Genomic DNA, 13,687 nt, shown 5'->3' with positions numbered 1-13,687 from the left:
ATCCCTGTCCACCCGTTCGGAAAGGAAGGCGCCCATGCGTCTTCGTCGTATCGCGCTGAGCACGGCCCTGGCCGGCGATCGCCATCGAGGTCCGCACCACCGCGGCCCAGGACGACATCACACTTGACGTCCAACTCCCCGCAGGCCTGGAGTGGGTTGAGGAACCTACCGGACTGACCGTGACCACAACGGAGTCCGACGTCCCCGTCGAACAGGGCAAGGTCCACACGGCCGAAGGCAGCCACACACTGTCGGCGGACAAGCCGCTGACCCTGACGGGCCAGATCAAGGCCGTTGCCGCGGGCCCGGCGGAGATCCGCGCGACGGCCACCGCCGCCGGCATCGACATCGCGTCCGGAAGCCAGTTCCTGACCGTGGACGCCGAGGAGTCGACGAGCGGCATCGCCGTGCCGGCGGTCGGCGCCGTGGCGGCGACGGACGAACCCGCCACCCGCTCGAACCTCCAGTGGGCGCACAAGCCCGTGGGGACCCAGGCCGCCGACAGCACCGCCGGCAAGAAGCAGGCCTGTGCCACCGGCTCCTGGAACGACATCAAGCACACCGGCTACACCCGCGTGTCGGCGAACGCCGGCGTGAAGGTGTTCGACGCCGACACCGACGGCCCTGACGAGCTGCTGGCCTCCGGTGTGACCGACGAGGCCGGCCGTTTCACGCTGTGCTTCGACAACCGCGACGCGGGTGACCGGACCCAGGACGTCTATGTGCAATTCAGCACCGAGAACGAGCAGTGGAAGATCCAGTCCAAGAAGTCCAGGCAGGCGTACCACTTCGCCACGGCCACGAAGACGAACGTCAAGACCGGCACCATCGCTGACTTCGGCTCCCTCCAGCCGGCGGCGCCCGAGCTGATGCGCGGCATCCAGGCCTACGACTCCCTGAACAGCGCCTGGAACTTCGTGCCCGGCACGTGCTGGGACGCCCGTGACACCGACTGCCGCCAGGGCGTCATCAACTGGGAGCCCGACTCAACCAGTTGCTGCTGGTACGAACTCGACAAGAACGAGGCGTTCCTCGCGGCCGCCACGCCCGACACCGCGATCGCCACGCTGCACGAGTTCGGCCACGCGCTGATGGACGACATCTACGAGGATGCCTTCCCCTCCTCCCCGAACTGCGCGCCGCACTACATCACGCGCAAGAACAGCGCGGGCTGCGCCTGGACCGAGGGCTGGCCCACCTTCTTCGCCGGCACCGTCCTGGGTGACCCGGTCTTCCGCTGGCCCGAGCAGTACGCGTCGGTGCGCGCCGTGCAGAAGGCGGTCGAGTACGCGACGAAGCAGGGCGTCGTGCCCGCCGCCGTCATGTCGAGCATCCCCAACGGCGGTTACGACGCCTGGGGCGGCACCTCGATGGCCACGCACTCGACGCGGTGCGCTGATCCGGCGCCACGCCTGAGGAGGGCGCCCGGCGGAAGCCGCGCGCCCTCCTCCACGCGATGCGAGCGGGAACGGCTCAGCCGGCGAGATCCCGCATCCAGGACTCGACGTCGTCAGCCGAGCGCGGCAGCCCGGCCGACAGGTTCTCGTTCCCGTCCGGTGTGACGAGGATGTCGTCCTCGATCCGGACCCCAATGCCCCGGTACTCTTCCGGCACCGAAAGGTCATCGGCCTGGAAGTACAGGCCGGGCTCGACCGTGAGCACCATGCCGGGCTCCAGCACCGCGTCCACATAGCCGTCGTTGCGGGCCGCGGCGCAGTCGTGCACGTCCAGACCCAGCATGTGCCCGGTGCCCGCGATGGAGAAGCGGCGCTGCAGGTCGAGTTCGTACGCGCGGTCGGCGGGCCCCTCGATGAAGCCCCACTCGACGAGCCGTTCCGCCAGGTGCCGCTGGGCCGCCTCGTGGAAGTCGCGGTAGTGCGCGCCGGGCTTCACCGCGGCGATCCCGGCCTCCTGTGCCTCGTACACCGCGTCGTACACCGTGCGCTGGACCGGCGTGAAGGTACCGCTGACGGGAAGAGTGCGGGTGACGTCGGCGGTGTAGAGGGTGTGCGTCTCCACACCGGCGTCGAGTAGCAGGAGTTCACCGGGGCGCACAGGCCCGTCGTTGCGTGTCCAGTGCATGATCGTGGCGTGGTCGCCGGCAGCGCAGATCGATCCGTAGCCGACGTCGTTTCCCTCCAGCCGGGCACGGCGGAAGAACGTGGTCTCGATCCATCGCTCGGAGGTCGCGACGGCCTGGGACAGTTCGTTCACGCAGTCGGTGAAACCGCGCACGGTGGCGTCTACGGCGAGCCGCAGCTGGCCGATCTCCCACTCGTCCTTGACCAGCCGCAGGTCGCTCAGGGCCTCCTCCAGCTCGGCGTCGCGCTCCTCGTCGCTCTCCACGGCGGCTTCGAGGTCCATGTCGTGGCCGCGCACGATGCGGGTGGGCACGGCAGGGGCGGCGGCCAGTTCCCCGGTGGCGGCGCGTACGTCGCGGCAGGGCAGGCCGAGCAGTTGCTCCGCCTCGGCGAGACTGTGCCGCCGTCCCATCCAGAACTCCGCGGTGTCTCCCGTCCAGAACTCGTCGCTGTCGCGGTCGTCGCGGGGCAGTTGGTAGCAGTACGCGTCGTGGCCGCCTCCGGCGCGCGGCTCCAGCACGAGCGCGGAGCCCCTGGCCTGGTCACCGGTCAGGTGGACGTAACCACTGAACGGGCGGAAGGGATAGTGCGCGTCGTTCGAACGGACCTTGAGGTTCCCCGACGGAACGACGAGCCGCTCCCCCGGGAAACGGGCGGACAGGGCGGCACGCCGACGAGCGGCGTGGGGTGCCTGCTCGATCGGTTGCAGATCGCGCTGCTCGGTGTCCGCCCAGCCGGTCCTCATGAGAGCGGACAGTTCGGCGGAGGGTTCTCCGTAGAGGCCGTTCTTCCGGCGCTTACTCACGTCGTGTCCTTCTGTAGTCCCTCGGGCAAGGCAGGGCGCACCTTAAGCCCCGGTGCCGGGTCGGCGTGGCGGCGAAGTGACATGTCATAAAACGGCCAAGCCGCTGGCCGGCCCCGGCCGGCGGTCACGACAAGCGGCGGCGTACGAGGGCCGAGAGGCGGTCCACGGCCACGATGAGCACCAGGACCACGAGGATGTGGGTCAGCATCTCGTCGAACTGAAACAGCTTGATGGACTGGTTGATGAGGAACCCGATGCCGCCCGCGCCCACCAGGCCGAGGACCAGGGAGGACCGGACGTTGACGTCGAGCCGGTACAGGAGCAGTCCGGTCAGCTGCGGTGTCACGGTCGGCAGCAGGGCGTGCGCGGCAATCTGCATCCGGCCCGCCCCCGCCGATCGCAGCACCTGCACGGGTCCCGGGTCGGCGTCCTCCAGTGCCTCCGCCCACAGCTTGCCCATCACGCCGACGTTGTGGAGGAGCAGGGCCAGGACGCCCGGGAAGGGGCCGAGGCCCACGGCAGTGACGAAGATCAGCGCGAACACCACGTCGGGTACGGCACGCAGGAACGACAGCAGGGAGCGCGCCGCCTGGTAGACGGCCGCCGACGGTGCGGTGCCGCGTGCCGCGAGCAGGGCGAGAACGAGCGAGAACGGCACGGACAGGGTGGTGCCGAGCAGCCCGAACCAGAGGGTGACCAAGGCCCCGTTCAGACTGGGTTCCAGCACGTCCCAGCTCAGATCGGGCGGGACCGCCTCGCCGAGGAAGTCGGCCATGCCGGGCGAGCCCGGCAAGCAGCGCGAGCACCTGCTCGGACGCTGCCGGGTCGAGAGCGGACACTGGTTCGTCGGCCAACAGCACCCGGGGACGCTGGCACAGGGCCCGGGCCACGGCGACACGCTGCTGCTGGCCGCCCGACAGGCTCCCGGCACGGTCGTGCGCCCGGTCGGCCATGCCCACGCGGTCGAGGCATGCCATGGCCTCCTCGCGCAGGTCCTTGGGAAAGAGTGCGGGGACCAGCGAGTGGCGCAGCCGCAGTCGACCGAGCGCACCGGCACAGACGTTCTCCAGGACGGTGGGCCGGCGGACGAGGTGGATGTGCTGGAAGACCATGGCGATGTCGAGCGGGTCGCAGCTCTTCTTGTCGATGGTCACCTCGCCGGCAGCCATCGGCTCCAGTCCGGCGGCGACGCGCAGGAGGGTCGACTTCCCGGAGCCGTTGGCCCCGAGGACGGCGAGCAGTTCGCCTCGGGCGACGGTGACGTCCACGCCGTGCAGCACCTGCCGTTCGGCATACCGCACAGTGATGCCGGACAGGGCGAGCATCAGACGTCCTTCTCGGTCAGGTTGAGCGTCTCGGCGAGGTCGAACAGCGGCTTGTACGTGGCCTTGTCGACCGCGACGAGCGGCGCCGGCGGGTCGGCGTCGAGCAGGGCGCCGATCTCGCCGACCTTCTCGGCCGGGAGCCCCAGCAGCGCGTCACGCACGGCCGTCTTGAACGCCTCGTCGTGGTCGCCGCGGACGGTGATCGGGTCGTTGGGGATGGGGTCGGACGTCCAGACCTTGCGGAACTTCGACTGGTCGAAGGTGCCGGAATCGGTGGCGCTGCCGAGCTGCTGGGAGTTGATCTCGGCGGCGTCGACGGTGCCGTTCACCAGGGCGAGCAGCGCCTCGGGGTGGCCGCCGGTGCCAGGGAGTGGCCGCGCAGTTGCTCGACCGAGGTGATCTTGGAGTTCTTCGGCACCCAGATGCCGGCGGTGTAGCTGGACAGCTTGCCGTTCGCGTCGCCGAAGGAGGCGAGGGCCTCGGCCTTGGCGCGCTGGCTGGCGAAAACATAGCCGAGAGGACCGAAAATGCCGATGTCGAGCTTGCCGTTCTCCATGGCGAGCACTTCGGCGGAGTAGTCCTCGGTGACGGTCAGCTCGACCGGGCAGTCCAGGCTTTCACCGAGGGCGTCGGCGAGGACCTTGGCGGCCGGCGTGAGCTTGGCCGGGTCCTCGAACGGCTCGACGCCGAAGCGGATCTTGCCGCCGGGACAGGTGGCGGACTGCGGCTCGTCGGAGCCACCGCCGCAGGCGGTCAGGGTGAGGGCAGCGACAAGGGTACCGACGAGGGCGAGACGGCGGACGGCACTGTGGACTCCGGTGAATGAAGTGAGCAGAAAGGCCCAGTACGGGAGCGCGGCGGGGGGGACGGGCGAGTTCCTCTCGCCGGGCCGGCAACAGCACGTTTTCAGCCGCCGCCGACCCGGGTCAAGGCCTTGTATGTACAAGTTGCCCGCTGTTCATCTCGCGGTCGGCCAGAGGTCTTTCGTCAGGCGCCGTGGCCCATGTCCGCGGCCGTACGGCTCACTTCGAACAGCCTGCGGCCGGCCCGGTTGATCCAACTCGCGGTGAGGGTGGGACTGCTCACCGTGGTGTCGGCCACCAGCTTCAGGAACACATGCGGCTCGACGGCGCTGTGCACGAGATGGGGGCTGGGCACATTGAGGCCGGGGATCGTGCTGCCGTGCAGCGGGCTGACGATGAACTGCCACAGGTCGTAGCCGACGCGCGGGCCGTAGTTCAGCGCGCGGGAGACGTGGATGTCGCCGCCTATCAGGAAACAGCCGGGGATGCGTTCGGCGTCGATGAAGTCGAAGATCGCCTCCCTCTCGTGCGCGTACGTGCCCCAGTCGTCCGACTCGCTGTTCTGTTTGTCGTCCCAGATCATTCCGCTCGCGAGCGCCTTGAAGGGGGCGGTGCTGCTGCTGAGCCGCTCACGGAGCCAGTCCCACTGCACCGTGCCCAGGCAGGTCGGCTTGGACGGGTCGGCCCAGCTGGGTTCCGTACGGCTGAACCAGCGCGGGTCGAGCAGGAAGACCTCGATCGGGCCGCGGCGGAAGGAGGTGTAGATGCCCTGCCCGTCGCCGCGGGTGGTGAGCAGTCGACCGTCCGGGCTGTGACCGAACGTAGCGTTGGCCCGGTGGTCGGGCACGCTCAGTTCAATAGCTTATATCGACAAGTTGCCGACTGTTCACCCAGATACGGGACTCGGCCGTGTCGTTGCCAGTGCCATGTAGGGTCCGACGCATGGCCACTCCTCTGCACAGGTCCATCGCAGCCGAACTGCGCCGTCGCATCCGCAGCAGTGCCATCCGCGTCGGCGAATCGCTGCCGTCCGAGGCCCAGTTGTGCGAGGAGTTCTCCGCATCGCGCGGACCCGTCCGGCAGGCGCTCGCCACACTGCGGGACGAAGGCCTGATCGGCGGCGGGCAGGGCAAGCGGGCCGCAGTGCTGGACGCCGTCCCCGCCCAGCCGTTCGAGTCGTTCCTGTCCTTCACGCGGCGTGCCGAGATGACTGGATACGTGCCGGGCCAGGAGCTCCAGGAGATCGCCCTGCGCCGGCCCGGACCCGAGATCGCCGCGGCTCTCGAGATCGGCCCGGGCGACCTCGCGGTCCAACTCCTGCGCCTGCGGCTGCTCGACGGCCGCCCGGCGATGCTGGAGCGCATGACCTACGTCGAGCCGGTCGGGCGTCCGCTGATCGACGCCGACCTGAACGCCGGGTCGATCTACGCCCTGCTCACCGAGCAAGGAGTAGACCTGCACTCGGCCCGGCACACCTTCGACGCGGTCCCCGCCGACGCGACGGATGCGCAGCTGCTCGATGTACCCGAGGGCTTCCCGCTGCTGCGGGAGCGACGGCTGACCACCGACTCCCAAGGCGTACCGATCGAGTGGTCCGACGACCGTTACCGCTCCGACATCGCCACGGTGACCGTGACGAACACCCGTAGTTCCCGCACCGCCATGCTGTGAAGCCTCACCGCATCTGCGGCACGGCGGCCACCTGCGGCACGACGGCCACCCGCGGCGCGACCGCGACGCGCGCCGCCGCCACCGCCTCGTCGACGCGGTCCAGCGGGTACCGCCCCTCGACGAGTTCCGCGAACGGGTAGGCGTGGTGGTGGGCGGCCAGGAAGTCCACCGCTGCCTGGAGATCCGCGGCGGCATAGTTGTGCACGCCCACCACCGTGCGCAGGCCGCGCACCAGCCATTCGGGGTCCAGCGCGACCGGGTCTCCGGGCGACACGGACCCGGCGAGCACGCCCTGCCGCCGACGGCCAGCGACGCGAGGCACGCTTGCACCCCCTCCGGCCGGCCCGACAGTTCCAGTGCCACATCGGTGTCACCGTGCACCCCGCCGGCGTTGCGGACCTCCACCGCCCCGAACTGTCGGGCAGCCTCTCCGGGACGGCGACGACGGCCGTGCCGGGCAACAGCAGGCAGTGGGTGGCGAATCCGCCCGTCAGCGGCGCACTCTCGTCCAGGGGCTCGTGCCCGTACTTGCGCAGCCGCAGGCACTTCTGCGTCATGCCACGCCGACACCGTTCGCAGTCACCGCACGAGGCGGTGACGGACCACACCACGCGCATACCGGGAACGACCGGTGTGCCGTCCTGACAGCGCGGCTCGCCGGCGCCCACGGCGACGACGGTCCCCACCTGCTCGTGCCCCAGCACCGAGGGCATCGGCGACGGCCGCCGTCCGCCGACGGTGTGCAGATCACTGCCGCAGACGGTCGCGAGGTCGATCCCGACCAGGATCTGGCCGGGGCCGGGTGAGAGCGGTGTGGCGGCGGACACGAGGGAGAACGGCCGGCCGGGGCCGTCCCAGCGGGCGTATCGGACGTCGACAGTGTCTTCGAGCGAGGGTGTTTGTGTCACGGCAGTCAAGCTGCCATGCCCCACCCGAACCGGCAAATACTTGTATAGATAAGTCTTGGCATCGCGTGGCAACCATTCGGTGAACGGCGAGGGACCGGGCAGCGGGGTTGGACCCCGGCAGCAGCAGCACGGAAACCTTTCGCCGAACAGGCCGGCGCTCTGCTTGGCTCGCCCCATGAGCGATCTCCACATCCGCTGCGCCACCCTCTCTGACATCGACTCCGTGTTGCAGTTCTGGCGCGAGGCCGCGGAAGGAACGAGCATCAGCGACGACTACGACGGAGTGGCCCGACTCGTCACAAGAGACCCCGAGGCCCTGCTCCTCGCGGAGGGCGACGACCTCCTCAGGGGGACCGTGATAGCGGGCTTCGACGGCTGGCGGTGCCATCTGTACCGGCTGGCGGTCCACCCGGACCACCGCAGGCAGGGAGTCGGCGCGGCGCTGCTCGCTGCGGCCGAGGAGCGCTTCGTACGCCTCGGCGGGCGGCGCGGCGACGCGATGGTGCTCGACCGCAACGGGCTCGCGCAGCATGCCTGGCGTGCGGCGGGGTACGCGCCCGAGGCTCAGTGGAGTCGCTGGGTCAAGCCGCTCGGCGCCTGACGGCACCACCCCTTTGCTTGTCCTTTACCATAAGTGCACCGCCGTCCACTTCGATCGAAAGGTGTGAGCGTCCGCCCATGGGCGAGCCTCCCAGTAGCCGACATCGCGCAGTCACCCTCCCCCTGGCCGATCATGGGACGGAGGTGAACCGATGACCGAAGTGCTACTGCTTCTCCTGGCCCTCCTGCTCGCGCTGGCATGCGGCGCCTTCGTCGCCGCCGAGTTCTCTCTCACCACGGTCGAGCGCAGCGATCTCGAGCGCGCCGCCGAGCGGGGCGAGCGGGGCGCCGCCAGCGCCCTGAAGGCCGTGCGGAGTCTGACGTTCCAGATCTCCGGCGCGCAGCTCGGCATCACCGTCACCAACCTGGTCATCGGCATGCTCGCCGAACCGTCGATCGCCAAGCTCATGCGCGGCCCGTTCCAGTCGATCGGGCTGTCCGCCTCGACCGCCTCCTCGGTGGCGCTGGTGCTCGGCACCGCGCTGTCGACGATCGTCCTGATGGTCGTCGGTGAGCTCGTACCGAAGAACTGGGCGATCTCCTCGCCCCTGGCGCTCGCCAAGCGGGTCGCCACCGCGCAGCGCGTCTTCAGCGCGGTCTTCCGGCCGCTGATCAGCCATCTGAACAGTACGGCGAACCGCACGGTGCGCCGGCTGGGCATGGAGCCGGCCGAGGAACTGGCCTCCGCCCGCACCCCGCAGGAACTGGTCGCGCTGGCGCGGCACTCCGCGAAGCAGGGCGCGCTGGAGAAGGACACGGCGGAACTCTTCGTCCGCACACTGAACCTGGCCGACCTGACGGCGGAGAACGTGATGACCCCACGGGTGCAGGTCACGGCGCTGGATGTGCAGACCACGGCGGAGGACGTCGCCAACGCGACCCTCGCCACGGGTCTGTCCCGTTTCCCCGTCTACCGGGGCAGCCTCGACACGGTCGTCGGCATCGTGCACATCAAGGACGTGCTGGCCGTGCCCGCCGAGCGCAGGCGCCGTTTCCCCGTCGCGGACCTGCTGCGCGAGCCGCTTCTCGTACCGGAGTCGCTGACGGTGGACCGTCTGCTCGACCGGCTGTCGGAGCGGCGGACCATGGCTGTGGTCATCGACGAGTACGGCGGCACGGCCGGCGTCGCGACCCTGGAGGACATCGTCGAGGAGGTCGTCGGCGAGGTGCGCGACGAGCACGACCCGCACGAGACGCCGGACCTGGCTCCCGCCGGAACCGACGCCGAGGGCCGCAAGCTGTACTCGGCGGACGGCGCCGCGCGCACCGACCAGTTGCAGAGCATCGGCCTGCGCATCCCCGACGGTCCGTACGAGACCCTGGCCGGCCTGGTCGCCACCGACCTCGGCCGCATCCCGGCCGTCGGCGACAGTGTGGCCATGAACGGCTGGCGGCTGGACGTGGTGGACGCCTCCGGGCGACGTGCGGCGCGGGTGCTGCTGCGCGCCCCGGCCCCCGGCGACGAGCAGCAGGCGGAGGGCGTGCGATGACCGCGATCCAGCTTCTGATCGGCCTGGCGACCCTGGTCGTCAACGCCTTCTTCGTCGGCGCGGAGTTCGCGCTGATCTCGGTCCGCCGCAGCCAGATCGAGTCGCACGCGCAGGACGACGACCGCCGGGCGCGCAGCGTCCTGTGGGGGCTCGAACACGTGTCGGCGCTGATGGCGGCGGCTCAGCTGGGCATCACGCTGTGCACCCTGGTGCTGGGTGTGGTGGCCGAACCCGCCATCGCCCACCTGCTGGAGCCCCTGTTCCATGCCGCGGGTGTGCCGGACGGGCTGACCCACCCGATCTCCTTCGTCATCGCACTCGCCGCGGCGACGTATCTGCACATGCTGTTCGGCGAGATGGTGCCGAAGAACATCGCGCTCGCGGAGCCTGTGCGGACCGCGCTGCTGCTCGGTCCCCCGCTGGTCGCGCTGACCCGCGCGCTGCGGCCGGTGATCTTCACCGTCAACGCGTTCGCCAACGCGCTGCTGAAACTGCTGCGGGTGGAGGTCAAGGACGAGGTGTCCGCGACGTTCTCGGACGACGAACTCGCCCGGATGGTCAGGGACTCCAGCGACGCGGGGCTGCTGGACGACCGTGCCAGCGAGAGGCTGCACGACGCCCTGGAGCTGGGCCGCCGCCCGGTCGACGACGTGGTGCTGCCCGTCGAACGCCTGGTGAGCGCCCAGTGGGGGATCTCGCCCGAGGGGCTGGAACGCCTGTCGGCGGAATCCGGCTACTCCCGCTTCCCCGTCGTGGACGACGAGCGGCGGATCCTCGGCTATCTGCACGTCAAGGACGCACTGGAGGCCGGACCGCGCGCGGAGCCGTTCCCGGTCGCCGCGCTGCGCCCGATCGCGCAGGTCGGGCAGGGCACGCCGATGGACGACGTACTGACCGCGATGCGCCGCAGCCGGACGCACCTGGCGGCGGTGGTCGGCGCGGACGGCACCCTGGCCGGGCTGGTGACCATGGAGGACGTGCTGCGGGAGCTGTTCGGGAGCGCGCCCGCGGTCTGACCGGTCCAGCCGTTCTGCCGTCGGCGGGACGGCCGGGCGCCCTGCGCAACAGGGCGCCCGGCCGTTCGCGGCGCGCATGCTACTGCGCGGTAGGATCTCTGCCGCCATGGAACTGAATGCCACCTACACCAGTTTTGTCGCCGTCGGCGACTCCTTCACCGAGGGCATGTCCGACGGTCTGCCCGACGGCTCCTACCGAGGCTGGGCCGATCTGCTCGCCGGCCGGCTAGCGGCGCGTGCTCCGGATTTCCGGTACGCGAATCTCGCCGTACGCGGCAAGCTCATCGGCCAGATCATCGAGGAGCAGGTGGACAGGGCGGCGGCGATGCGCGCCGATCTGGTGACGCTCGTCGGCGGGCTCAACGACACACTGCGTCCGAAGTGCGACATGGGACGGGTGCGCGGGCTTCTGGAGGAGGCCGCGGGCAGGCTCGCGCCATCGTGCGGGCAGCTGGTACTGATGCGCTCCCCCGGCCGCAGCGGCCCGGTGATGGAACGGTTCCGGCCCCGGATGGAGCAGCTCTTCTCGTTCATCGACGAGCTCGGGGCGCGGCACGGAGCACTCGTCGTCGACCTGTACGGCGTACCCGCGCTCGGCGACCCGCGGTTGTGGCACGTCGACCGGCTGCATCTGTCGGCCGAGGGACACCGCAGGGTGGCCGAGGCGGTGTGGCAGACCCTGGGCCTGGAGGCGGAGGACGACTGGCGGTCCGTACTTCCTCCGGTGGTGCCGCCCGGCTGGGTGCGGCGGCGTGGTGGTGACCTGCGGTTCGCGCGGGAGCATCTGGTGCCGTGGATCGGGCGGCGGCTGACCGGACGTTCCTCGGGAGACGGCCGCCCGGCCAAGCGGCCCGAACTTCTGCCGTACGACACGCCGCTCTCGTAGCGAGGTCCGGTACCCGGTCCGGCAGCACGGGTCTCGTAGTAAGCCACAAACCGGGCCGGGGCGCTGGCCTGCGTAAACCGCCAGTAGAATCCGTACACGTGACTGCTGCTCCTGCGAAGCCTCGCATCCCCAATGTCCTTGCCGGCCGCTACGCCTCCGCGGAGCTCGCCGTCCTGTGGTCCCCCGAGTACAAGGTGACGCTGGAGCGGCGGCTGTGGCTCGCCGTGCTGCGCGCCCAGAAGGACCTCGGTATCGAGGTGCCGGACGCCGCCCTCGCCGACTACGAGCGGGTACTCGACCAGGTCGACCTGGGTTCGATCGCCGAGCGGGAGAAGGTCACCCGCCACGATGTGAAGGCCCGGATCGAGGAGTTCAACGCCCTCGCGGGGCATGAGCACGTCCACAAGGGCATGACCTCCCGCGACCTCACCGAGAACGTCGAGCAGCTCCAGATCCGGCTGTCGCTGGAGCTGGTCCGGGATCGCACGGTCGCCGCCCTGTCCCGGCTGGGCAAGCTGGCCGGCGAGTACGCGGAGCTGGTGATGGCCGGGCGGTCGCACAACGTGGCCGCGCAGGCGACCACGCTCGGCAAGCGCTTCGCGACGGCGGCCGACGAAATGCTGGTGGCCTACGGACGGCTGGAGGACCTGCTGGGCCGCTACCCGCTGCGCGGGATCAAGGGACCGGTCGGCACGGCGCAGGACATGCTGGATCTGCTGGGCGGGGACGCGGCGAAGCTGGCGGAGCTGGAGCAGCGCATCGCCGGGCATCTCGGTTTCGGCCATGCCTTCACCTCCGTCGGTCAGGTCTACCCGCGCTCGCTCGACTACGACGTGGTCACCGCGCTGGTCCAACTGGCCGGCGCCCCGTCGTCGATCGCGAAGACCATCCGGCTGATGGCCGGGCACGAACTGGTCACCGAGGGCTTCAAGCCCGGCCAGGTCGGCTCCTCGGCGATGCCGCACAAGATGAACACCCGCTCCTGCGAGCGCGTCAACGGCCTGATGGTGATCCTGCGCGGCTACGCCTCGATGACCGGTGAGCTGGCGGGCGACCAGTGGAACGAGGGCGACGTCTCGTGCTCGGTGGTCCGCCGGGTCGCGCTGCCGGACGCGTTCTTCGCGTTCGACGGGCTGCTGGAGACCTTCCTGACGGTGCTGGACGAATTCGGCGCGTTCCCGGCGGTCGTCGCGCGGGAGCTGGACCGCTACCTGCCGTTCCTGGCCACCACCAAGGTGCTGATGGGTGCGGTGCGGGCCGGGGTCGGCCGCGAGGTCGCGCACGAGGTCATCAAGGAGCACGCGGTCGCCTCGGCGCTGGCGATGCGTGAGCAGGGTGCCGAGCGCAACGAACTGCTGGACAAGCTGTCGGCCGACGGGCGGATCCCGCTCGACCGCGCGCAGCTGGACGAGCTGATGGCCGACAAGCTGTCGTTCACGGGAGCGGCGGGCGACCAGGTGGCGGCGGTGGTCTCGCGGATCGAGGAGATCGCCAAGCAGCACCCGGAGGCCGCCGGCTACACCCCTGGGTCGATCCTCTGACCCCCGACGATCTCCTTGCCGCCCGCGACCGCGTCGTCCCCGATGTGGTCGCGGGCGGTCTGCGTGTGCTCTTCTGCGGGATCAATCCCGGTCTGATGTCGGCCGCGACCGCTCACCATTTCGCCCGGCCCGGCAACCGCTTCTGGCCGGTCCTGCATCTGTCCGGCTTCACACCGCGGCAGTTGAGGCCGGATGAGCAGCAGGAACTGCTCACCTACCGGCTCGGCATCACCAATGTGGTGGCGCGGGCGACCGCACGGGCCGACGAAGTCACCGCCGAGGAGTTCCGCGAGGGCGGACGGATTCTGACGGCGAAGGTGGAGCTGCTGCGCCCGGCCTGGCTCGCGGTGGTGGGGGTCACCGCGTACCGCACGGCATTCGGCGACCGGAAGGCTCCGATCGGGCCGCAGGACCGGACGATCGGGGGGACGCGGATCTGGGCGCTGCCCAATCCGAGCGGCCTCAACGCGCACTGGACCGCCGCGACGATGGCCGAGGAGTACGGCAGGCTGCGCGCGGCCGCGGAAGACGCTCGGCCGCCCGGCATCTGATCCCCCGCAC

General features: G+C 70.3%; 12 protein-coding genes and 3 pseudogenes. 8 read left to right on the top strand and 7 right to left on the bottom strand.

Annotated features, from left to right (window positions below; all coding sequences use genetic code 11):
* Positions 1-179 precede the first annotated feature (179 nt).
* A complete protein-coding gene (locus ACWV17_RS11395) occupies positions 180-1,562 on the top strand; it encodes a hypothetical protein (protein WP_455359549.1) in 1,383 nt (460 codons plus the stop codon).
* Here the strand turns inward: ACWV17_RS11395 and ACWV17_RS11390 are convergent.
* From ACWV17_RS11390 to ACWV17_RS11370, 5 genes and pseudogenes are all read right to left on the bottom strand, one after another.
* Positions 1,474-2,886, bottom strand: a complete 1,413-nt coding sequence (locus ACWV17_RS11390) for an aminopeptidase P family protein (RefSeq protein ID WP_455359548.1) — start codon at positions 2,884-2,886, stop codon at positions 1,474-1,476. The two genes, ACWV17_RS11395 and ACWV17_RS11390, sit on opposite strands and share 89 nt — an antisense overlap.
* A 124-nt stretch (positions 2,887-3,010) precedes the next feature.
* The gene (gene phnE, locus ACWV17_RS11385; RefSeq protein WP_455359547.1) at positions 3,011-3,679 is read right to left on the bottom strand and encodes a phosphonate ABC transporter, permease protein PhnE; all 669 of its coding nucleotides are present in this window, start codon (positions 3,677-3,679) and stop codon (positions 3,011-3,013) included.
* 55 nt (positions 3,680-3,734) lie between these two features.
* Positions 3,735-4,211 (bottom strand): annotated as a pseudogene (locus tag ACWV17_RS11380) (ATP-binding cassette domain-containing protein); the annotation flags it as partial.
* Positions 4,211-5,157: pseudogene (locus ACWV17_RS11375) on the bottom strand (phosphate/phosphite/phosphonate ABC transporter substrate-binding protein). The pseudogenes ACWV17_RS11375 and ACWV17_RS11380, both read right to left, overlap by 1 nt.
* 41 nt (positions 5,158-5,198) lie before the next feature.
* Complete coding sequence (locus ACWV17_RS11370; protein ID WP_455359546.1) at positions 5,199-5,861, bottom strand: alkaline phosphatase D family protein; 663 nt, start codon at positions 5,859-5,861, stop codon at positions 5,199-5,201.
* 95 nt (positions 5,862-5,956) lie between these two features.
* Between ACWV17_RS11370 and ACWV17_RS11365 the strand changes: the two genes are divergently transcribed.
* Positions 5,957-6,685, top strand: coding sequence for a GntR family transcriptional regulator (locus ACWV17_RS11365; protein ID WP_455351778.1), 729 nt, complete (start codon positions 5,957-5,959; stop codon positions 6,683-6,685).
* Between the two features lie 4 nt (positions 6,686-6,689).
* On the opposite strand, the gene ACWV17_RS11360 is transcribed toward ACWV17_RS11365, so the two are convergent.
* Together ACWV17_RS11360 and ACWV17_RS11355 are read right to left on the bottom strand one after the other, a co-directional pair.
* Entirely contained in the window at positions 6,690-7,007 is a 318-nt protein-coding gene (locus ACWV17_RS11360) for a hypothetical protein (RefSeq protein WP_455359604.1), read from the bottom strand.
* Between the two features lie 169 nt (positions 7,008-7,176).
* Positions 7,177-7,770, bottom strand: a pseudogene (locus ACWV17_RS11355) (alcohol dehydrogenase catalytic domain-containing protein); the annotation flags it as partial.
* On the opposite strand from ACWV17_RS11355, the gene ACWV17_RS11350 reads away from it, so the two are divergent.
* From ACWV17_RS11350 to mug, 6 genes are all read left to right on the top strand, one after another.
* Positions 7,769-8,194, top strand: a complete 426-nt coding sequence (locus ACWV17_RS11350; RefSeq protein WP_455351780.1) for a GNAT family N-acetyltransferase — start codon at positions 7,769-7,771, stop codon at positions 8,192-8,194. The pseudogene ACWV17_RS11355 and the gene ACWV17_RS11350 sit on opposite strands and share 2 nt — an antisense overlap.
* Positions 8,195-8,345: 151 nt before the next feature.
* Positions 8,346-9,683: a hemolysin family protein gene (locus ACWV17_RS11345; protein WP_455359545.1), complete on the top strand. Its 1,338-nt coding sequence runs from the start codon at positions 8,346-8,348 to the stop codon at positions 9,681-9,683.
* A complete protein-coding gene (locus tag ACWV17_RS11340) occupies positions 9,680-10,699 on the top strand; it encodes a hemolysin family protein (protein ID WP_455359544.1) in 1,020 nt (339 codons plus the stop codon). Before ACWV17_RS11345 ends, ACWV17_RS11340 begins: the two co-directional genes overlap by 4 nt.
* 106 nt (positions 10,700-10,805) lie before the next feature.
* Positions 10,806-11,585: an SGNH/GDSL hydrolase family protein gene (locus ACWV17_RS11335; protein ID WP_455359543.1), complete on the top strand. Its 780-nt coding sequence runs from the start codon at positions 10,806-10,808 to the stop codon at positions 11,583-11,585.
* A 98-nt stretch (positions 11,586-11,683) separates the two neighbouring features.
* Positions 11,684-13,126, top strand: coding sequence for an adenylosuccinate lyase (purB, locus tag ACWV17_RS11330; RefSeq protein WP_455351784.1), 1,443 nt, complete (start codon positions 11,684-11,686; stop codon positions 13,124-13,126).
* Positions 13,123-13,677, top strand: a complete 555-nt coding sequence (gene mug, locus ACWV17_RS11325; protein ID WP_455359601.1) for a G/U mismatch-specific DNA glycosylase — start codon at positions 13,123-13,125, stop codon at positions 13,675-13,677. The genes purB and mug overlap by 4 nt, the downstream gene beginning before the upstream one ends.
* The last annotated feature ends 10 nt before the right edge of the window (positions 13,678-13,687 follow it).

It is taken from the genome of Streptomyces mabaensis (genome assembly GCF_053763515.1).
Note: the sequence above shows the minus strand (reverse complement) of the source record. Positions and strands in the feature narration are given on the sequence as shown.

Bases quoted from the DNA above. Each gene is read 5' to 3' on its own strand.
- ACWV17_RS11335 (WP_455359543.1), top strand. From the start codon at position 10,806: ATGGAACTGAATGCCACCTACACCAGTTTTGTCGCCGTCGGCGACTCC.
- ACWV17_RS11345 (WP_455359545.1), top strand. From the start codon at position 8,346: ATGACCGAAGTGCTACTGCTTCTCCTGGCCCTCCTGCTCGCGCTGGCA.
- ACWV17_RS11365 (WP_455351778.1), top strand. From the start codon at position 5,957: ATGGCCACTCCTCTGCACAGGTCCATCGCAGCCGAACTGCGCCGTCGC.
- ACWV17_RS11350 (WP_455351780.1), top strand. From the start codon at position 7,769: ATGAGCGATCTCCACATCCGCTGCGCCACCCTCTCTGACATCGACTCC.
- ACWV17_RS11340 (WP_455359544.1), top strand. From the start codon at position 9,680: ATGACCGCGATCCAGCTTCTGATCGGCCTGGCGACCCTGGTCGTCAAC.